We start from the raw sequence: 22,240 nt of genomic DNA, 5'->3' as shown, positions 1-22,240 counted from the left end.
AAATTCATGGAAGATTTGAAGAACAACGGTTGGGAGCTTGGTCTAAATTACCGTCATGTACTAAACGATAACTGGACAATGACTTACGGTATGCCTATTGAAGGTCGTGAATCTGGTATTACGTACAAACCTCAAGTTCGTGCGACATACAGCGTTGATAGCATCGACGGATTAAGCCTAAGCGCACGTTACCGTTACGATATGAGACAGAATACAAAATCTATCGCAACAGACTCTGATGGCAAACCAATTTTAGACGACGGAAACCTTACTTATGAAAATGATAGTAATCAACGCCGCCACCGTCTAACGGCAAACGTTAACTACTCAATGGAAAACTGGCGCTTTGGTCTAGAAGGTAACTACTACAAAGCTGATGGATATGACATCTACGACAACGACGATACCAACTACGAGTTAAACGCTAGTATTCGCCACATGATGGGCCAGTGGGCACCATATGTAGAGTTTGGTGATGTGAGCACTTCATCGACTAAAGCGACTCGTGAACTGCGTAGCCGTGTTGGTCTAACTTATAGCTTCTAATCGATAGCTATATGAATAATCTAAGATAATTACTGTCCTAATTTTCTAAGACCTAAACAAAAGCCAGCTCAATCGCTGGCTTTTCTTCTTTCAAATCAATTCATTCAAATAAGAGCCGAGTACTTAGCTCCTCACCCTAATGGCTGATCCGATAGAGGAATGCAACTGTCACTTCATCGTTAGGCACAACTCTCTTTTGTTGAGCTAAAAACAATTCTGCTGTTGAGACTGCATCCGCTAAGGCATTGTGATTGTTGTACTCAGGAAGCCCATACCTATGTCGCGTACCCGCTAGAGTTAAATCCACCTCTTCATGGTTGCTGATCGCTTTCTCCATGCTCTTCTCAATGCATAGTGTGTCTAGCCAAAGTAGAGGCAACTGCCTCAAACCATAGCATCTAAGTAGATACTGGCTAATGAACTTCTCTTCGACCACACAAGCGTGCGCCACGATGATCTTACCTTTTGCGGCTTCGAAAAACGTCAGCATCGCATCATGAATTGAAGCGCCCTCTTCCAACATTTGTGGCGTGATGTGGTTGATAACAGCGGTTTCAGCGTTGATCTGCGAATCGTTATTGAGATAGATATGCTTGGCCGACGCCAAGTCTATTCGCCCCTTAACCACATCAACCCAACCCATGGACAAAATCAGATCTTGCTCGCTATCTAAGCCCGTCGTTTCAAGATCCAACACAATGTAGTCACTGTCTTTAGCCTTATCCGTCATGTCTGGACAAGGCTGTTCAACAAGATCGTGCAACGCTTCCGGTAACTTCACCGTATTAAGGTATTGCTTACGCTTACGTTTAACTCGCTCAAGAGGATGAAAATAATTTAAAAACGATTTCATTAACGCGCTCCGAAACGGATTTTCGCCGCTTCTTGAAGATCGGCAATGATCCTAAAGGCATCTTTCAAGTGTTTACGCTCAAAGCTACCAAAGCTATCTGGATTGATATTGTTGTCGGGTACATCTCCGTTCTTCAACGCTTCAAGTTGATGGCCAAAACGGAAAGAGAGAATGAACTGGTAAGCGCCCAGAATGTTTTTGAATGCGTCGTCACTCAGCATGCCTTTTTCATTGGCTGCCGCAAAGCGTTCATCAGTGGCCGACAAGTCACACTCCACTGCAAGACCATAAATGCGCGCTAAATCAATAATCAAGTTGATTGCGTATTTCTTCACGTTCAAGGTTTTCTTGTTCTCACCCGATTTCTCTAACACTAAACTGTTGAAGATACCCAGTGGCGGATTGGTATTGACCGCGTCTTTCACGAGAGTACTTAGGAACTCTCGGTTGCCACGAATATTGGTATGCAGCTCATCACGAAGAATGCCTTCGAACTCACTGTTGCCATAAATAGTACGGATCTCTAGGAACACACTGATGTTGAGTAGGCGTTCGTACTCAGGGTTGGCAACCCACTTTTTATAGTAGTGCTTCCAAACATTGAGTGGCTGACACCATTTTGGCGTCGCTGCCATGAATTTCCCTGGGCATAACGGGTAATCGCAACTTGCCAACCCGTTGGTCACCATCATCGCTAAGTGTTTGAAGTAAATACGGTCACTGTCTGTCGCGTCGTCTGCCAGTACAATTGCACTGTCTTGATCCGACAGCATGTGAACTTCGTTACGCGCGTGTGAGCCAGCTACGATCCAAGAGAAATCACACGGTGGTGGGCCTAATTTATCAATCGCGATCTGAATCAATCGGCGGGTGTAGGCATCCATGATCATGGTCATTACCTTACCAACGGTTTCAGGAGCAACTTTACCTTCCACCAGCGCTTCAAAAATAGCTTGTCGCTCAGGGGTAAACGAAGACATGGTTTTCACACTGCCCGCGTATTTGATTTTCTCGATCAAGAATATCGCTTGGACACGGTGATTTTGAACCAAGTGCGATGTAGTAAGAAGGCCTACGACTTTGTTCTCTTTCACAACGGGTAAGTTACGGATATTGAACTGCATCATGATAGACGCAGCATGCAACACTAAATCATCCGGCTTCACTGTAAGTGGAGAGTGTGTCATCACTTCAGAGATCAAATTATCGGTGCTGACACCGTGGGCGATCACTCGCTTAGTCATGTCACGGTCGGTAATCAAACCAACGATGGTTTCACCCTCATAGATCACCGCACAGGGTGAGCGTTGATGAAGCATTTCCACCGCTACCGATTGGATGGTTTGCTCAGACTTAACAATGGCGACCTGCCCGCTTGCCACTTCTTCAACCTTACGAATGAACAAGCCTTTCTCTTTATTTGACCACACCACATCAAGTGCTGACTTCAAGCGAACTTGAGCCTGTGAAGCAAAGTGTTCTGCACAACTTGGAAAAGCCTTAAAGAGTGTTTGAAGTGCCGAGTGTGGAATCACATAAAGTAAGGTGTTCTCAATTGCGATGGCTCTATAACCTTTCTCGTCATTGACTTCAGAATCTAAGAACGTGAAACCGAACAAATCTTCGCTACCTAAACGTGCACGAAGCACACCGTCCGATTTTCTTTGCTCCATAGAGCCAGTTCGAATGATATAGAGCGACTTCTCCTTGCCCGATTCACACAGATCAACCACATCCCCTTTGCCGAGGTAAGTGATCTGAACATTAGAGGCAAGTTCACGAAGCGCTTCTTTAGGGATCTTATCAAATGGGTCTATCTGACCGATAAATTGAAGAATATTTGGTAATAGAGACTGAGGCATAATCACACTCGCAATAATTTGATTAGTATTATTATATAACTAACAAGACTGGTTGCTAGTGGTTTTAACAAAACAGCAAAGAATAGGTTAAATATTGGACATCAGTCAGGTTTTCATCAAATTTAGATACAAAAAAAGCACATATTAAACGTGCTTTCCTAGTGTGCCTTTTAGTTCCAATGAATGAATTCCAACAAAGATTCAAGGTGAAAATCTTTTTAAAACAATTAACTAGCGATTGGCAATCTGTGGTTCCTTTCAAGTAAGTGACTTGCTGAAACTTGACGCGCTTTATCACTGTTCCCCGCCATGATTGCTTCATAAATTTGACGATGTTCTTCAATACAGGTACTTCCCTCTTCAGAAGAGTGAGAAATAAAGTTAACAAACATAGTCGTTAAGATATTGCCGAATGGTAGGTAAAAGTCGTTACCTGTCGCGTTGAAGATTAGGCTGTGGAACTTCATATCAATATCTAGCCAACGCTCTTTATCAAGAATCTCTTCGCTAGATATCTCAACCATCTTTTGGAAAATTTCTGATAATTCAATTCGTTGATCAGCAGTTGCAAATTTGGCGGCCAATGCACAAGCTTCAGGTTCGATGGCACGACGCAAGCCTAGAAACTGATGGCAGAATTGATCTGTATCCGCCAAACCGTCCATCCATTCAATAAGCTGTGGATCTAAGAAGTTCCAGAACGCACGGTCGACGACACGAGTACCAATTTTAGGTCGAGATTCGAGTAGGCCTTTTGAGGTCAGTAGTTTAACTGCTTCTCTTAATGCTGTTCGACTGATGCCAAATTGCTCACACAGAGACATTTCACCAGGGATAATAGAACCTTGAGGCAAATTGCCCGACAAAATACCACGAGCGATTTCACGCGCTACTTGCACATGAAGGCTTCGCTTAGAGCCTGAAATAGAATTGAAAGGACCAGCCATGTGTCTACTTACTTATTGGATATGTATTATTTAATTCAGACTATAACACTGATTTATATCTCTACCAACTCAGCATAAGAATAACGTGAGGTCACTACCAATATAGGCTAGAGCATTATTTTGACAATATTGTAAGAATTAAAACCATCAAACAAAATAAACCTATTTACTCATACAAATAGTTCTTATTTACACATCCTTTGTTTGCGTTAACTCACAAAACCACTATTACTCTCACTATTTATGTTGTTAATGATCCATTTTGAGGTGAACACCCTTGAATATGCCAAGTGTTATTGTATGATTTATTCAAGTGAGTAATGTACAATATAGGCGACTTTGATGTTTAACGATTTAAAAGGTAAACGCATTTTAATTACTGGCTCTACCGCTGGTATGGGCTTAGCTACCGCACGTGTTTTCGCAAAATACGGCGCAAAGATTGGCATCAATAGTCGAGCTTTCAGCCCAAAAGTCGATGACGTTCTCACCGAACTCACGGCATTGGGTGGCGATGTTGCGTTTTTCCCTGCAAACCTAATGGACACATTAGAGTGTGAAAGATTAGTTAAAGAGTTCACCGACCATTTTGGCGGCATGGATGTGTTGATTAACAACGCGGGTGGCCTCGGTGGCCGCGCAAATCTAGAGAATATTGATGATGAGTTTTATGAGCGAGTAATGGATCTCAACGTTCGCTCTGCATTAATGACAACCAAGTTCTCTATTCCCCATTTGCGTGCATCTGCCGCTGAATCGGGGCAAACATCGTGTGTGATCAGCACAGGCTCTATTGCCGCTCGCGAAGGTGGTGGTGTGGGTGCTGGCATCTATGCCGCTTCAAAAGCGTGGTTACACGATATTCACCGTAACTGGGTAAAAGAGTTTGCGAAAGACAATATCCGTTTCAACATTGTTTCTCCTGGCACTATAGATACCGCATTTCACGATGGTAAAAGCGATGAGTTGAAATCGAACATTGCCAATAACATCCCAATGGGACGCTTTGGCAGTATTGAAGAAGTCGCCCCTACTTTTGCTTTCTTTGCGTCACACGCTTGTAGCGGTTACATCACGGGGCAAATCCTTGATGTAAATGGCGGACAAATAGCGCCCTAGCGAACTGTTTTACATAAGCTCACTAAGTTATATAGAATCGTTAAGTTATATAAAGTCGTTAAGCTCGCCACACTAAATAAGGTCATCAGACCGAAGTAGATGAGGAAAAACCTCACACTACATTAGACGTATACACTGACACCAAAACGCCAGATTCGTCTGGCTTTTTTATATTTAAAATTTCAATTTCAGGTGGTTTAAATGTCAATATTTACATTGGTGGAAGATTCAAGCCGCCGAATTCATGTTCAAGTCGCGAGGCAAATTGCTCGCAAAATCTTGTCAGGCGAGTTAGAAGAAAATCAGAAGTTACCTAGCGAAATGGATTTGTGCGAAATCTTTGGAGTCAGTAGGACTGCCCTTCGAGAATCCACTAAGTTGCTTTCAGCAAAAGGGTTGATTGAATCCAAGCCTAAAGTGGGCACTCGTATCAAGCCAAGAACGCAATGGCACTTTTTAGATCCGCAATTACTGTATTGGATTCAAGACCTAGAAGACACCAAGCCCTTCTTATCTCAATTTTTAGGCTTAAGAAAAGCGATTGACCCAGAAGCGTGTGCGCTTGCAGCATCCAACGCTACGGTAGAGCAACGCAAAGAGCTTTCGATTCTTTTCCAAAAGATGACCATTGCCGCAAACGGCTTTGATTATGAAGAGTGGACAACCAACGATCATCTGTTTCACCAAACGATTTTCTTATCGACGGGGAACCAGTTTTATATTCCGTTCGCGAACATTCTGTCGACGATTTTCAAGCAGTTTATCGACCACTCTGCCGAAGGCGGCCGCTTCTGTCTAGAAGAGCACAAAGCGATATACGATGCGATTATGTCAGGCAATGCGAATCAGGCTCGAATCGCCTCTCAAGCTTTACTTGATGATGAAAATCAAAAGCTGTCTAGGGTTGAATTAGCCATCGCGTAATCAAGATTGACCAGACTGACTCGTGTATTCAGATACACGAGTCAGTCATATTTTAGCGCCCATTTTCTAACCATCCATTACCGTAGTGTTTGATCTTTAAATGTTGAACTCAGGTCCTCTCAGAGAAAACTTACGGTTATACATATAAGGTGTTGTTTGTGTCTTCGCAATCGTATGTAAGGAAAAACTTCTCTCTCGCCTGGCCCCTAGCCTTTAACGGTATTTTGATGCAGTCAATGTTGATGATCGACACACTGCTTGTTTCCCCACTAGGTGAGATTCCGCTCGCAGCCATGGGCATTGCCACTACGATTGTTGCGTTTGTACTCGGGATACAAATGGCGTTGGCGAATGGCACACAACTGGTATTAAGTCGTGCTGTGGGTTCTGGTATTGCAACCTCTTTGTCAAAAGCATTCTGGGCAGGTCTATTCATCAACTTAGGCATAGCGACAATATTTTGGATTCTCCTTACCTTTTTCGAACAACCTCTAATCCAAGCCTTAACTGACGACAGAGCCCTTCACTTAGAAATAAGTCACTATCTTGATATCTCTAAATACTTGATAATTTTCACGGCATTAACGCAAGTAATTATCGCCCTATTTAATGCATTGGGAAGAACCAAGATACCGTTTAAAGGGTATTTGATTGAATTGCCGATCAACGCTGTCCTTTCTTATGGACTCATTCACGGCTTTTCGAATTTCGAAGGCATTGGTGTTCAAGGCGCCGCGTTAGGCAGTGTTATTGCGATCACCATTCGCCTTGTCTATCTGGTTCTTTGCGTGCATTACGATTCATCTGTATCACTGAAATTAGATACAGAAAAATCAGAGTTTCTCACCAATATTCGCCGTCACTTCATTGAGATATTTCCTGTAGCAGCGAATGTGACCATGCTATTGATCGGTGCAACTATTTATCAGCTGTTGTATTCACAACTCAATATCAACGCTTATGTGGCGATCACCCTGGTGATGCCTTGGATAAGAGCTGGCTCTCAATTTATTACCGCTTGGGCCCACTCATCCGCTATTACTATCAGTCAAGCAATCGGCTCCAAAAAAATGGATGACCTCGTTAAAAACGTCGATACCAGTATTGATATTGCGGTCGTTATTTCTTTTGTATGTGCAATCTTATTTGCTGGCTTAAGTATGGTGATTGGTGACATTTACCCGAACTTGGACGTGTCGACCTATCAAGCATTGGCGGTTATCGCCCCACTCTACATCTTCTTACCGATTGTCCGTGGCTACAATACAGTCCACGGAAATGTATTGAGGGCGCTAGGAAAAACAACAGCTGTCTTCAAAATCAACTTTACTGGTCAATGGGTTATCTCTATACCTTTATGTGCCCTTATTATCTTTGGCTTAGACGGCTCTATTTTTTGGGCATTTGCCATCCAACCATTCGAAGAAGTCGTTAAAGCTTTTCCATTCCGTCACTTGGCTCGCAAGTCTCTTAAAGAATTTGATGCCGACAAAGCCAAAGAACTGATGTATGACTAATCGCCGCATCAGATTTCCATTCTAGGATCTTCCTATATTCTCTGATTACAACCTTGCCCTTTGGTAAGGTTGTACTACTTTCAAGGTAGGAATTTATTGGGTCACTGGCTAAGGCATTTCGGACAGTAAACGACTCATCAATTCAGCGTCGATTAATCGTTAAGAGAATTGGGTGAACACATTATGCATGACATTCTTCAAGATCTTCGTAAACGCTACACCGTCAAAAAATACGATCCTAGTAAGCGCATTTCTTCAGAAAAAATTGAGGTCATCAAAGAAGCAATCCGCCTTTCCGCTTCGTCTATTAATTCACAGCCGTGGAAATTTATTCTGATTGAGAGCGAAGAAGCCAAGCAACGCTTCCATGATACTTTTGCTATCAAGTTCCAATTTAATCAACATCACGCGATTGAATCATCACACATCATTCTTTTTGCCTACGACCCACACTACAGCAAAGAAAAATACGCTCATCGCGTAGATGTTGAAGTTGAATCGGGTCACCTACCCGCAGAGATGCACGATAACATGCTTAATGGTGGCTACGCGTTTGCAGATCTCAATACTGATGACACTGGCTTTAACGGCAACTGGACCAAAGCGCAGCTTTACCTAGCGATCGGTAACGCACTCCACGTTCTTGCAAGGCTGGATATTGGTTCTACACCAATGGAAGGGGTTGATATGGACTTGATCGGACAAGAGTTTAGCGAAGAGCTTGATGGCCACGTTTGTGAGGTTGCATTAGCAATGGGTTACTTCTTAGAGGTGAAGATTACAACCACGGGCTACCAAAAGCGCGACTCCCTCTCGATGAAATATTTAGAGTCATATAACGAGCACTTCGAGAATCGAGCTTTAAAGATACTAAAAAGCCACTTAACATTGAGTTAAGTGGCTTTTAAAAATACTTGATTGAGCTAGTTTGTTACCTGCTCTATTCCGTATCTATTTACCGTTTAGTTTAAGGGCCGAGAAAGTAACACTGTTGTAATCGCCATTCTTTTTATCGACAGCGAAATCGCCAGTACCGCCACAACCAGGACCCCATACAGGATGAGAGTCGCTCACACTGCATTGGCCATATGCGCCGGCCTTGTAGTAAAAATCATCTTCAGCATAGCCCGTTGGAGAATCAAGCTCATCAATGCCTTTGCTCAGGTCGATTTCATACTTAACAGTATCGTGACGCTCTGTTTCAAACGTTAGGTACATCATGGTGCCTTTCACTTCCACTTTGTAACTAAATTCTTCACCGAGAGCAATGCCCGCTTCACCCGGCTCCGCTGGGTTTTCCCATGTGTTACCCCAAACTGGATAAGCAATATCGGCACGATTAGGATCTTTCTTCTCTAGGTTGCGCTCATAGTTCCAGAATACTGAGCCCATCTCTTGGTCAGGAAACTTCTTGTAGAAGATCTTCAGCGGTTCATTACCATGTCCGTAACCGGTTCCAGCTTTGATTAGCTCGTTGTGTTTCTTAGCGTGAATCTGGCCAACCACAACAGAATGCGCGGGGTATTTTTCTGGGAACTTAGCATTAACTGAGACGTGATTAACTTTTAATGTCGCTTCTAATGTTCCGCCAACCGCACTGTACTCGCTTGCTGATGGATGGCTCGACAATGCCCATTGGTTTCCTTTATCTGCAGTATCGATAGAGAAGTCAGCGCCTCGTGGCATTTGTCGTAATTCAGAGCGTGCATTTTTCGAGTTCTTGGTCGTAATAGCTTGGTTCTGCACTTCAAATACAAGATTGCCATCTTTATCCAGATGGAAGAAGTCGCTATGTGAGTAGCTCATCATTGCCACCCCTTCTATTTCATCAACACGACCATCTTCATTAATATCTGAAGGAATGGTTATTTTCCAATTGTGCATATCGAATTTATCGGCAGGCACGGGGGAAGAAACACCGTTATTTGCGAAAGTAACCATTGGTACAGTCGCTAATAACGCCACTGCTAATATGTTTTTCTTAAACATGACTCATCCTTTATTATTAACCGATACTGAGTACACTCTCAGTACAGAAACCACTTTTGAACACGAATTAGTGCTAAATATTTTCTCTTCGACTTAAATAAACCTACTAATAAATAGAATTTACATTTAGCTATCTTTTAACTTTTATTAAACATCTAGCTAGGGTTTATATCTATATCCCTCAATATGCTCCGCTGTGTCTGAACAACAATAACTCAATCATCGATATGCACATGTGGAACATCTTATATTTGTATTATTTTAACACATGCAAAAACCCAATCCCTCAAGGTTTGTTAATATGAGAACTGGGTCATGATTGATTTGATAAACATGCCTTAAATTGAGATATTCATAACATTTAGCTATATAAATAGGCCATTAGTCGGAACTTTTGATAGATCTCACAGAAATTTGACCCAAGAATAAATACCATATTTGTCATACATTAATTTAATACCATTTAAGGTATTGGTTTGTGAGCCAGGGGTACATTGGATGTATCCGGAATAAAAAAATAATAGTGAGACAAAGGTATGAATTCTGTTACAAAAATTGCTGCAGCTGTTGCATGTACTCTTTTAGCGGGCACAGCTACTGGTGCATCTCTTGATTATCGTTACGAGTATCGTGCTGCAACGGATTATACAAAGACCAATGGTGATACGGCTCACGTAGACGCTCGCCATCAACACCGAGTTAAGCTAGGTGAAAGCTTTAAGTTATCAGACAAGTGGAAGCACTCAACTGGTCTTGAAGTTAAATTCCATACTGACGACTCTTATGTTGAGGATGATGGTGATATTAAGGCTGCTAACAGCCAGAGTTTTTACGATGGTAACTGGTACATCTATGGTATGGAGATCGATAACACTGCGACATACAAAATAGACAACAATTGGTATCTACAAATGGGTATGCCTATTGCTTGGGATTGGGATGAGCCTAATGCTAACGATGGCGACTGGAAGATGAAGAAGGTCACGTTCAAACCTCAGTTCCGCGTTGGCTATAAAGCAGACATGGGGTTAACAACCGCGATTCGTTACCGTCATGAATATGCAGACTTCCGTAACCATACGCAATTTGGTGACAAGGATTCAGAAACTGGCGAACGTTTAGAGTCAGCTCAAAAATCAAAAATTACGCTAACCGGTGCCTACAAAATAGAATCGCTACCTAAACTTGGCCTTTCTTACGAAGCGAACTATGTAAAATCTTTGGATAACGTACTTCTTTATAATAGTGATGACTGGGAATGGGATGCTGGCGTAAAAGTAAATTACAAGTTCGGTTCTTGGAAACCTTTTGCTGAGATTTGGTCATCTGATATCAGTTCATCTTCAAAAGATCGCGAAGCAAAATACCGTGTTGGTGTTGCTTACTCATTCTAATTAGAAATAGTCCATTTATAAAATACCCCTCTCCTCTTGAAAATTTTTGGGGCATATCTTAATTACTTTATTTAAAAATAGGATGATCTAATAAATATTAGCTTCATCCTAATAAATATTAGCTTCATCCTAATAAGTATTTAACGACTATTCATTATCTATTTCTTATGTGATTTACATATGGATTTAATATCATAAAGAGAATATTTTATGCAGATTTCTAAAGTCGCTACAGCTGTTGCTCTTTCGACAGGTTTATTATTTGGTTGTAACAGTGACGGTTTACCTATTCCGACGGATGGTTCTACCGATCCTGCAACACCAACTTCGGTACTATTAAATGGTTATTGGGAATTTTCTGATACCGCAGCACTCTCAGCAGCCTATTCATCACCGAGTAGTACTGATCTACCCAACGTATATCGCTTCTCAGCAGATGGTGAGACACTTTATTACTACACTGACAATTCACCTGATGCCACACTTGGTGAATACGAACGATTTGAAACTACTTGCGAAGAGACAATTGAAGATGAAACTTCAGGTCAAGTCGCGTTCACACTTTTCAATGATGACGGTACGGTAAGTACGATATCTGTAGATGGCGACTACTCCGCTACTGATGGTGGTCTTGCTATCGACGGTAACATTCCGGTCTCAGGTACTGACCACAGCGATGATACAGCAGTAACCGGCCCTGCTGATGCGGCTGATGAAGCTTCAGGAGTTGATAATGCTGCACAAATTTTAGATACGTTGACCAATGATACCGGTGAGCTACGACTTAAAATCATTGATTCGAGTTCTACCGTTGGAAAAACGATCTCTTCAGGAAAATTAACTGTCGACTTAGTTTACCAACTTGACGAAAATAGTGAAGAAGCGGATGTTGGCGAGAATAACGCCTATATTTCCCTCTACTCAACAAATGATGAGAATGATAAAGTAAGTAATAATTATCATCATGGCGATATAGCCATTGGTGGTGGCATAATTCAGGCCCGAAATTCGCTGGGTTCATTAGAGTCAGTTGGTACTTATGAAACGGATGTAAATGGTATCTTTACGGCTAAAGTAGAAGTCATTTGGACTGCTGATTCTCATACCTTTACAATTAATGGAGAGCCCTATACCGGAGCGGTATCTTCAAACGAAGGTAGCTATAAAGAAGTTCAAGTCGTTGCGCTTCGTCTAGGAACAAACGATGAAACAACACCATTTAAACTGATTGCTGACAACCTTAAAGTATATTCACTTGATGAGTCTACTGGAGAGTATGTTGAAGAGTTCAAAGACACCTTTAATGACTACTCTGTTGGGTATGACTTAAACAACAACCCATATAACAGCAGCACTTCTGAAGCTACCGTAATCAGTTTGACTGGAGAGCCTCCTGTAGATCCAGAGAACCCAGAACCGCCAGTAGGTGACTTCCCGGTTGCGTTAAATGAGTACACATTTACAGGATCAAGCGAATCCGAATTAGAAACTGATTCTGGCTCTTCAAACAACCAAATTGGGATTACTGGCGGTAAGAATTATTCAGCTGCTACTGGAGCAAAAGGCGCTGAGAATACTGCAATATCGATTAGCCAAGACCTAGCTAATGAGGGTGACGAGTATACCTACCTATATTACAATCGTAATTCAGATATACCTACAGGGGTTGAATTGATTGATAGTTCATTCTCAATCGAAGCTGTGATAAATCAACAGGCCCGCCTAGACGGTACTTTCTATGGTGATGACGTAGCTATATTCGATTTTTACGATAAAAACTCTTCAAATAATAATTTTGAAACCGGTTTTAAATTGTATATCGAAGGTGACGACAGCTCAGAAAGCAACTTAAACAAAATAAAACTTAAACTTTATGGCGGCATTTCAACCAGTACAGAAGCTAAATCAGATACCTCTATCTTAAATAATGAGTGGCACCATATTATGGCTATATATGATGCCGAAGCTGCAGATGCGGGCGAGTACGGAGAAATGCGTATCTATATCGACGGAACACAAGTTGCGTCGAAAGATGTCGATATCGAAGTATTACCTAATGCTGATACAAGTGACAAACTTGTTTTATTAGGTGGCTCAACAGGAGATGATAAAAACTTCAATGGTTTAGTCGATAATATCGCAGTTTGGAATACAGTTCTGACTGATGTACAAATTCAAGAACGTGTAACTCAATTTACTGCTGAGTAATAACTCTTTGATTGAATCAATAGCCTCTAGTTCTACTAGAGGCTTTTTTATAACACGCTATTCAATTATGTCGTTATCCATCATACCTCTTACCACACGTACCAATCCAGGCTAAGCAAAGCCTTATGGATACCACACAACTCTAACCACTTACCCGTTGTTCTTCAGTAATCCGGGCTTCGATAATCAACAACTGAATCCGTTCTATGACGGTTTACAGAAAGTGCCTGTGTATCAATACTGCGTTCAGTACCCTCTCGTTTATACATCTATCTCTAATTGCTCTTGAGCGATGAAGGACATTTAAGGGCTATAAACTGACTTTTAAGATTGGGGGGCTGAATATACCTATTGATAGAGATACCCCTGTCTATTTGATCAAGCCGTAAACAACCTAGAACAATATTTGGCGCTAACCGTAGGTTTGATTGGCCATACCTTGCACTTACAGTCTCATCAACGAATTGGAGATGATGAACTGTAGATTGCTTGATAAGTTGGAAGCATGATTTTTAAAGTGGAATTGTGTTAAGAAACCAGTACCTAAACTATACCTTCCCTTTGATGACTGATTGTTTTTAACCTAAATACCAGACACAAAAAAGCCTCCGAACCCTAAGGCTGGAGGCTATTGCGATATCTTTAATATTAAGTGTTATTCGGTTAGATTACTTTTTGTATTGATCATGCGATACGTCTAACTGGTAGAAAGTCGCTTGTGAGTAGTCGTCTAAGTCGCCGCTGATGTTTTGGTTGTAAACACCCGCTTTGAAGTACATGTACTTGCCGCCTGCGTCGTAGCCGCTGTTGCTCATATCAACTACTTGTACAACGTCGTCTTTACCTTCGCGCATTAAAGTAACAGTCATCGTGTTGCCTTTCACGTCAATGCGGTAGCTGAACACTTCACCAAGCGCGATACCATCTTCACCCACTTCAGCCGTCATATCGCCCACTAGAGGGTAGAAGTCCTCTTTTGTTGCGTCTTGGCTTTCGTGTGCAAAGTAAACTGCGCCCGTTGCTTGGTTTGGCAATTTGCGGTAGTACAAACGAATCGGCTCATCGTTTTGATCGTGAATCTGACCAATGATAAAGCGACCTACTTCATTCGCATTACCTGTCGTTGTTGCGTGGTCGATTTTCAACGTCGCTTCTAGAACGCCGTCAATACCCGCCGCTGACTCTAAGTCAGACTCAGGAGCGCTTGAGAATACCCAGTTGTTCTTATTAACACCTTTAGTGCTAATAGACTGATCGCCACGACGCATCATTTCACGAAGCTCTGTACGTGCGTACTTAGTGTTTTTAGATGTACGTACACCTTTAACGTAAGCTTTAAATACTAAGCCACCGTCATCAGCTGTGTAGAAGATTTCAGGGTGTTGGTAACCGTTTGCAAGGTTCCACTCTGACACATCATCTGGCTTGCCGTTTTTGTCATGATCGAATGGTTGAGATAGGTACCAGTGAGTCATGTCGAAGTTTTCGCTCGGTGCATTACCTGCAACCGGTGTCGCTGGTAAGCCTGTCGGTACTGGCAGTGCGCTACGAGTGTCACATTTAACCGAAGTCTCACAAGGGTAAACCGCTGCTACGCCGAAGTTACCAGAGCGTAGATCTTTGCGTGCGGCCTTATGGGCTTTCTCTGCCGCTTTCATTTCAGCGATCATTGCCGCTTCTGCAGCAACAACGTCTGAAGTGATGATATGGCTACTAGGACATGCGTTAATGCTACAGTTAACCGCAGCTAAACCCGTCACACTGTTCCAACCGTTTTTGGTGTTACCGTGACCAACGTATCTTACGTAACGTGCTTTAACCGCAGGTTCAAATTGGAAGCGCTCTAAGCCGATCGCTTCACCTGAACTTAGTTGGTTTTCAAGTACCGTTGTCCAGCTTTCGCCATCAATACTCACTTGGATATCAAATTTAGATTGGCGCTGATTACCTTTGCTGAAAGAGGCTTGAATCGCGTCAAATTCTTGCACTGAACCATAGTCTAACGTGGCCCACTCGCCGTCACCCGCTGAAGACCAACGTGTTGTTAGATCTTGGTCAATAAGACGATCAGGGCCATTACCATCATGGCTACTAGCGGCAACAGCAACTGGCGTCAGAAGCGCTTTACCCGTTTCTTTGTTATTTGGAAAATCAGCAGTAGACGTGCTCGCACAACCAACCGCAAGTAGAATAGAAGAAGCGAGCAAAGTTTTTAGAGTAATTTGTTTCATATTTAATCCATTATTATAATACAAAGACAGCATTCATAACTGAAAGAAAAAATTAGCAAACACGAGCTATAAGGCAATTCCTCTCTCAGTATTTGCGATAACATAAAAATATTACGTAATCTTATAATACAAATAAAACACTTCGTTTAATAAATGAGACTAGGAACACTTTCCGTTTTTTCCATACTTTAACTGGATCACACTTCCTATTGATAAAAGACAATCTATAATAATTTGGAATGCGAAATGAACGAGTAAGCGCAGACCAACCGCTCCGAAATAGTGAATATTTGTATGGCTCAAGCAGAACTTTTGTCGTTCAAAACACATTATTGCAAACGTCCAAAAAGCAAAAAAAAGACCACATTGTTAGACATCAATATGGTCTTCTTCATTACCGAAATGTCTATTCAAACATCAGGGACTCAGTTGTGCTCTGCTCGTAGAGAACTAAAGCTCACATCAAACACTTCACCTACATAGTCACTATCTGGCTTAAATTGGGGATAAATACCCGCCTTGAAATAGAAAGCGATATCTGTCGATGTCCAATCTGATGTTAGTGATACCCTGTCTCCATCTTTGTCTGTGTAGTCTTGTCCCCAAAGGATTGTGTGAGAAACAGTATTGGTTCCATCAGAATCATGGGTCGCCAGGTAAACACCGTCTTCGTCAGCGCGAATCGTATATCGCCACTCTTCACTGGCTGCATATGTACCTAATTCAACACTGAACGGTTCGCAACCGCTACAGTCTTGATTATTGCGCTCAAAATCGGAATTGAGTATCACTCTTACTGGCTTATTCTCACCTTCCCATAGCAACTTCACCAATGCTTGATTGATCTTCCAACCGTGGATTTGCCCAAGTACCACTTTCGGATCTTGGTTATTAATGTTCGGATAGTCTTCAATTCGCAGTGTTGCGGTTAACTCATGACTGGTTGTGTTAGTTCTTGTGTCGTTCAAATACCAGCTTGTGTCTTCATCACTGGTGCTGCAATCCGGTTGTGTATTGCTTTGATACAGCTCCCTTAATTCAGAACGAATATAGCTAGAATTTTCGGTAGAGGTGCCATATCCCATGTCCGATCTAAAGTGCATTCTCCCCTCATCCGTATTGAAATAAGAGAGGTCAATATTGCTATGATAAACATCGCTATCATTTGCGAGAAGGTCTTTGCTCGACTCACAACGTTCAGGCTCTAATTCAGCAGCGCTATCGCCGCCACTGCCATACCAAGTATCTTTGCTCGCAGGAATCGTCAACTTCCAGTCATTAATATCCCAATCGTTTGAGCCATTGATTTGGGTTGTTGTGTATCTTAACGCTTGGAAATATGCCGTGGCTTCACCATTTTCAAACTGGTTATATATACCGGCTTTGAAATAGCTCAGGAGATGTTCCCAATAGCCGATATCTCGGTTCACTTTTACTTCGTCATTCACTTTGATCGACAGTGTGTTCTCATAAATTGAAAGATCAAACTTAGTGAAACTATCAAGATCCGCCTCTCCCAAATCGTAACGATCATATGAAGTGGCGTAACAATCCGAAGAGTCTGAAGCACTGCTGCAGTCAATGGCGTTGTTTTTCATTACAGCCCAATAGTGGCCTGTGATGCCATCGCGTTCTTGTTCCCAAATCACACGCAATAATGGATGAGGGATATAACCAGTTCCGTTCTCGTCCGTACCTTTATTATGTATCTGTAACATCGTTACTTCATCGTGATCAGCGGGTGAACCTGCCATCGAATGTTCGATATCAGGTAAGCTTATTTCTGCATATAAACTGCGTCTCACGCCCACTTCATTGATATCAAAGTTTTCCCCTTCACGAACTTCTGAACGCATCTTGTAGTTGGTCATTTTGAAAACAAGATTCTCAGTCTCTTCATCAGCGTAAAAATAATCACTGATATAACCATCGAAGTTTCCGTCTTTGATTTCAGAGGTTTTATTGCCCTCCGCTCCGTTAGGATCAGAAACCTGAAGATCAGAGCTCGAAAGGATACTTTGATACTTGGCGATATTATAAGGTGCAACAACGCCATAAGACGTTCCTGGATTGCTGTTATCAGAAGGGTCATTGTTGTCACTTGAACTATTTGAACTGCTTCCACCGCAGCCATACGTAAGCGAAGCGAGCACTACGACAAAGATTGGCTTATTCACATTTATCTCACTTATCCATAAGAGTAGAGTGATAATGTATATTTGTACTATTTTATGTCAATTATCTATTTATCAGAATGTGAGATACGGCAAATGAGGTGAAATGAGAAGGAATGTCGCAAAATTAGTGACACGAAAACAACGCAGAAAGGCCACTCTAAAACCGAACGTTATTGAGTGGCCTTTATTAAAAATAAAAATTTAACACATTGATTTTTATAAATTAATTCTAGTAAAGTTAAACTTTAAAACTACTCATTAATTCATTAACACTGCCGTTAAGTGTTTTGATTTCTGCAGTTCCAGTTAACTGATCTTGGCTTAGCTTATTGAGCTCCTCAACGAAACTTTCAATCTTATGCATGTTCTTAGCGATACTTTGAATCAGCGCATTCTGCTCGACAGAGGAACCCGAAATATCATTATTAAAACGACTTACTGTTTCCATCTGCTCCGTTAGCTTCGCCAGCATGTTTACAGCCTGAGCAACTTGGGCCCGAGTCATCTCACAATTACTTTTGGTCAACTCAATAGATTTAACCAAACCGTCCGATTTGGACTGCAAACCTGATAATGCTTCTTCAATTTCAGACGTGCTAATTTGCGTTCGACTGGCTAGCGCGCGAACTTCATCAGCCACCACGGCGAAACCTCGACCGTGCTCACCCGCTCTTGCCGCTTCGATTGAAGCATTCAACGCAAGTAAGTTGGTTTGCTCAGCGATACCACCAATCACAGATACTATCGACTGTATACTCTGTGTTTCGTTGGCCATAGAGCGAATATCATCAGACGTCGTACAGACTTGCTTCTCGAGATCACTGATATAGGTTTCCGTCACTGTATTGATTTGTTTCGTCTCATCACTGAACACAGCTGCCTCTCTTGCTGCTTCTGCCGCCGACTGAGAACTCTTCTCTACTTCATTCGATGCTTCAGACAAACCATTAATCGCTGAGACCACTTGAACGGTTTCATCAGTATGGACTTTCAATACATCGCTGGTTTCTTTACAGCCTTCTCGAATGCTTAATACCTTAGTGTCGAGATCCGAGTTCTTGAATTTCACGTCCTTAACCATTTCTTGTAAGCCGATAATGAACAAGTTGATGTCTTTTGCGATGTGTCCAAGGTCGTCCTTGCCTTTCTCAGCAAGCCTTTGAGTCAGGTCTCCATTACCTTGAGAAAGGCCATGCACTATTTTGCGCAGTGACACGATTGGGCGGTAGAAACGATTCAGAAGTAAAATCATCAATATCACCGAACCGAACACACAAGCCACGATAAGGATACGCGCACTCGACATCACACCATTCAACTGATTGAGCGCGAGTTCAGGGTCGATGCTAGAGATCATATACCACTCTTTCTGGCTACCAATATCCACTTTCTTGGCCATCAATATTCTCTGGTTACCATCTATAACACCCTCAATGAATTGATCAGGTTGTTCAATGGCACTGTTGAGTTTCATCTGGATGTCTGCAGAAGAGATATTGGTTTGTGGAAGCACATTCTCTATTGTGGAAGCGACAATCATCCCTCTTTCATCAACGATGATCCCTTTAGCTTCGTAGATGCTGTCCAACTGTTTAAGCTGCGTTTCCAAATCATCAAAACGTATATCAGCCATGATCACGCGATCTTGGTACGAGTACGTCACACCAATCATAGGCACTTGAGTACTCTTAGTGAAAAACAGATCACTAAAAGATAAGCCTGATTTCAATTTCGCTTGTTGATACCAAGGACGAGTAGTTGGATTATACTTTTCTTTTATCCCAACACCGTTAGGGAAAGATTCTGAAGGGCGAGAGGTATAAGAACGGCCGTCGTCAAAACCTACCACAATCTTGTCAATACCACCGAGCTTAGCAGCGTAATGCATAAGTGCTTCGTTCGGCACTTGGTAAGGGGACTTCATGAACTCTTGTGCAACAGAATTAACGGTATCGATGGTGCGCTGAACGGTGCTTTCTATTTGATTAATTTCTATCGTTAGCGAGTGGTCAATCTCGTTATAAATCGTTTGGTTTACTTGGTCTGTTGCCAAATCAAGCGTAAACCAGTTCGTAAATGCCAAAGCACTAGAACTGACGATCGCCACCATTAAAATCAATTTTCCTTTAAATCCTAAAGACAGTTTTGAATTCATCAAACTCATCATCCATACAACCTATGTCTATTATTTTTATCCGAATGAAATGGTCGTCCTGTTTACACTATCAAAGATACATGGACACGAAAGTTGTTCATGTCGATCCATCGTCACAACCATTAATTTAATTAATATTGTATGCTTAATTGCAAGACCTTTCTGTGAGCGATCTTGATATATTAAAACTGGTTAAAATCACCCTGTGACATAGGTATCATTTATGAGTTTAGACTTTCACTGAAGTTAGAGAAAATAGATAAAACATTAAAAATGTTCGATTTTTAGATAGTTAACCCCTATTCCAGCGATAAAGCCCTTTTTTAAATTCTTCATTGCGATGTCACTTGGTCGAGTAAAAAAGTGGGCTTTAACTCACACTCCCACCAACCAATTATTCACTAAAGGCATTTAATTTCAAAATTTATTTGTAATACAATAAATCCTAATATAAGGTGTATTTGAATCATAACTTAAGTTCTTTCTGGATGCTTTTGTTCAATTAAAAGTGATGATTGAAGCAGCTTGCTTTGAGGTCATTGAACACGTTTAACGTAGAAACTGTCGGGGGATCTCGTTATTCGTTTTTCACTTACAATTGTTTATTTGTTTTTCCAGACGGCTCGTCCGAACATGCCCACACAGTCACCAGCTGTGTGGGCTTTTTTTTTGATTTTTATTGACGATTGAGGACATGATTGCTTAGCCGCGCGAATTATCACGCGTCAACGCTACTTTGAAAAATATGAGAGTGACGAGTCGACTTATGTCCAACAAAGTGTGGTTAGAACAGAGGTTTCTAAGAAGGTGAAGTGTTAGCTAAAAGCTTTGTAGCCTTGAAAGGCCGAGCTTAAATGAGAATAGAAACAGGTAGAGTTTGACTCAGGTAGAAAAGAAAGAAGCAAAAAAGTAGATCTAGAAGAGCAGGACTAAATGGTAAAGGGCTTTGCGAGGAAGAGTGAAACCGTGGGAACAAACAGGGAATGGTAGATAAAAACGAACCTCGCTGAGGTATCGCCGCCAAAACGACAAGCAATACCCTAGCGAGGTCGTACGTCGATTACTTCTCTAGTTTAGCGAAGTAGTCGAAGATTACTGGTACGTCATTGTTACCCATGCCTGCATCAACAGCAGCTTGTAGGCTTGTTGCAGTACCTTGAGCGATTAGAGACTCAGTACCTAGTTCTTCACATAGTGCAAGGAAGTAGCCAAGGTCTTTGTTAGCGTTAGCAACAGAGAAACCTAGCTTCTCTTCGCCGTCTACAGCGTAGAACTTACAGAATTGCATGAACGGAGAGTTAGATGGACCTGCAGACATGATGTCAAACAGTTGTTGGCCATCAACACCAGCGCGTTGAGCAACAGCGAAAGCTTGAGACATAGTCGCAACAGTTGTCATACCCATGAAGTTGTTCACAAGCTTAGTCACGTGACCAGAACCTAGAGCACCTAGGTGGAATACGTTTTCGCCTTGCTCTTCAAGAACAGGTTTAACTTTGTTGAAAGTTTCCATGTCGCCAGCAGCCATGATGTTCAGAAGACCATCTTTAGCGTGTGCAGGAGTACGACCTAGAGGTGCGTCGATCATGCCCGCGCCTTTTTCAGCAAGAGCTGCGCCGATTTTCTTAGTAGAAGCAGGGATAGAAGTACCGAAGTCTACTAGTACTGCGCCTTCTTTGATGCCCGCTAGAACGCCGTCTTCGCCGTAAACGATTTTTTCAACAACAGCTGAAGTTGTAAGACAAAACTCAACGATGTCACTTGCAGCTGCTAATTCTTTAGCAGAAGTGAATGCAGTCGCATTGCCGCGATCTGTAACGCGAGCAACAGCTTCAGCGCTTAGATCCATTACGTTTACGTGGTAGCCGCGCTTTTGTAGGTTTTCAACCATGTTGCCGCCCATAAGACCTAGGCCAATGAAACCGATTACAGGTTTAGTCATGTTCAAACTCCAAATATAGTATTGTATGATTATATGCTCATTATAATAACGACGTCTTTCTCGTTACGCAATAGTTTTAGGGCATTGATTTGATGGTTCGATCCAAGTTGTGACAGGGATTCACTTTACGAAAAAATATGGGGCACGCTTTGTACTTACAGGAACTATTTGCCACTTAAAAACTGTCTATTGATGAAATAACGTACGTTAAATGTCATACGATTAGTAAGCACAAGCTACGCCTTTAACTATATATAGTTCATTACCTAGGTATAGTTCACTCCTCCCTTACTGAGCCAATGATTAGGCCGTTCACGCAGAAGTAAGTCATATCAATTTTTGGGAAACAGGTGTTGGCGCCCTATTCTTCTAACAG

General features: G+C 41.9%; 14 protein-coding genes and 1 pseudogene. 7 read left to right on the top strand and 8 right to left on the bottom strand.

From position 1 onward, the window contains the following. The coding region (locus tag BCU75_RS19150) for an oligogalacturonate-specific porin KdgM family protein (protein WP_241905395.1) at nucleotides 1-546 on the top strand (546 nt) is incomplete at its 5' end. Between the two features lie 136 nt (nucleotides 547-682). Here BCU75_RS19150 and BCU75_RS19145 read toward each other — a convergent pair. The 3 genes from BCU75_RS19145 to BCU75_RS19135 form a co-directional block, all read right to left on the bottom strand. Beyond that, nucleotides 683-1,399 (bottom strand): 3'-5' exonuclease, encoded by a 717-nt coding sequence (locus BCU75_RS19145; protein ID WP_076679154.1) that lies wholly within the window; start codon nucleotides 1,397-1,399, stop codon nucleotides 683-685. After that, nucleotides 1,399-3,261: a DUF294 nucleotidyltransferase-like domain-containing protein gene (locus BCU75_RS19140; protein WP_076679153.1), complete on the bottom strand. Its 1,863-nt coding sequence runs from the start codon at nucleotides 3,259-3,261 to the stop codon at nucleotides 1,399-1,401. Before BCU75_RS19140 ends, BCU75_RS19145 begins: the two co-directional genes overlap by 1 nt. A 227-nt stretch (nucleotides 3,262-3,488) precedes the next feature. Continuing rightward, a complete protein-coding gene (locus tag BCU75_RS19135; RefSeq protein WP_076679152.1) occupies nucleotides 3,489-4,208 on the bottom strand; it encodes a FadR/GntR family transcriptional regulator in 720 nt (239 codons plus the stop codon). 342 nt (nucleotides 4,209-4,550) lie between these two features. Between BCU75_RS19135 and BCU75_RS19130 the strand changes: the two genes are divergently transcribed. The 4 genes and pseudogenes from BCU75_RS19130 (at nucleotide 4,551) to BCU75_RS19115 (ending at nucleotide 8,607) form a co-directional block, all read left to right on the top strand. Next, a complete protein-coding gene (locus BCU75_RS19130) occupies nucleotides 4,551-5,327 on the top strand; it encodes an SDR family NAD(P)-dependent oxidoreductase (protein WP_076679151.1) in 777 nt (258 codons plus the stop codon). 201 nt (nucleotides 5,328-5,528) lie between these two features. After that, nucleotides 5,529-6,251 carry a FadR/GntR family transcriptional regulator gene (locus tag BCU75_RS19125; RefSeq protein WP_102474761.1) on the top strand — a complete coding sequence of 241 codons (723 nt, stop codon included), beginning with the start codon at nucleotides 5,529-5,531 and terminating at the stop codon, nucleotides 6,249-6,251. A 149-nt stretch (nucleotides 6,252-6,400) separates the two neighbouring features. Beyond that, entirely contained in the window at nucleotides 6,401-7,768 is a 1,368-nt protein-coding gene (locus tag BCU75_RS19120) for an MATE family efflux transporter (RefSeq protein ID WP_102466364.1), read from the top strand. A gap of 183 nt (nucleotides 7,769-7,951) precedes the next feature. Beyond that, nucleotides 7,952-8,607: pseudogene (locus tag BCU75_RS19115) on the top strand (nitroreductase family protein). 112 nt (nucleotides 8,608-8,719) lie between these two features. Here BCU75_RS19115 and BCU75_RS19110 read toward each other — a convergent pair. Beyond that, entirely contained in the window at nucleotides 8,720-9,757 is a 1,038-nt protein-coding gene (locus BCU75_RS19110; RefSeq protein WP_076679148.1) for a polysaccharide lyase family 7 protein, read from the bottom strand. A 536-nt stretch (nucleotides 9,758-10,293) separates the two neighbouring features. On the opposite strand from BCU75_RS19110, the gene BCU75_RS19105 reads away from it, so the two are divergent. Together BCU75_RS19105 and BCU75_RS19100 are read left to right on the top strand one after the other, a co-directional pair. Further along, nucleotides 10,294-11,151, top strand: a complete 858-nt coding sequence (locus BCU75_RS19105) for an oligogalacturonate-specific porin KdgM family protein (RefSeq protein ID WP_076679147.1) — start codon at nucleotides 10,294-10,296, stop codon at nucleotides 11,149-11,151. Between the two features lie 210 nt (nucleotides 11,152-11,361). Then, entirely contained in the window at nucleotides 11,362-13,359 is a 1,998-nt protein-coding gene (locus tag BCU75_RS19100) for a LamG domain-containing protein (protein WP_102474760.1), read from the top strand. A gap of 668 nt (nucleotides 13,360-14,027) precedes the next feature. Here BCU75_RS19100 and BCU75_RS19095 read toward each other — a convergent pair. From BCU75_RS19095 to BCU75_RS19080, 4 genes are all read right to left on the bottom strand, one after another. Continuing rightward, entirely contained in the window at nucleotides 14,028-15,590 is a 1,563-nt protein-coding gene (locus BCU75_RS19095) for a polysaccharide lyase family 7 protein (protein ID WP_076679123.1), read from the bottom strand. A 425-nt stretch (nucleotides 15,591-16,015) separates the two neighbouring features. Beyond that, nucleotides 16,016-17,767 (bottom strand): polysaccharide lyase family 7 protein, encoded by a 1,752-nt coding sequence (locus BCU75_RS19090; RefSeq protein ID WP_102474759.1) that lies wholly within the window; start codon nucleotides 17,765-17,767, stop codon nucleotides 16,016-16,018. Nucleotides 17,768-18,005: 238 nt separating this feature from the next. Then, nucleotides 18,006-19,877 carry a methyl-accepting chemotaxis protein gene (locus tag BCU75_RS19085; RefSeq protein ID WP_102474758.1) on the bottom strand — a complete coding sequence of 624 codons (1,872 nt, stop codon included), beginning with the start codon at nucleotides 19,875-19,877 and terminating at the stop codon, nucleotides 18,006-18,008. A 1,105-nt stretch (nucleotides 19,878-20,982) separates the two neighbouring features. Further along, complete coding sequence (locus BCU75_RS19080) at nucleotides 20,983-21,864, bottom strand: NAD(P)-dependent oxidoreductase (protein ID WP_102474757.1); 882 nt, start codon at nucleotides 21,862-21,864, stop codon at nucleotides 20,983-20,985. Nucleotides 21,865-22,240 lie beyond the last annotated feature (376 nt).

This window comes from Vibrio splendidus, assembly GCF_002873455.1.
Lineage (GTDB): Bacteria > Pseudomonadota > Gammaproteobacteria > Enterobacterales > Vibrionaceae > Vibrio > Vibrio splendidus_J.
The sequence above is the reverse complement of the archived record's forward strand: the minus strand, read 5'-3'. Positions and strand labels throughout refer to the sequence as shown.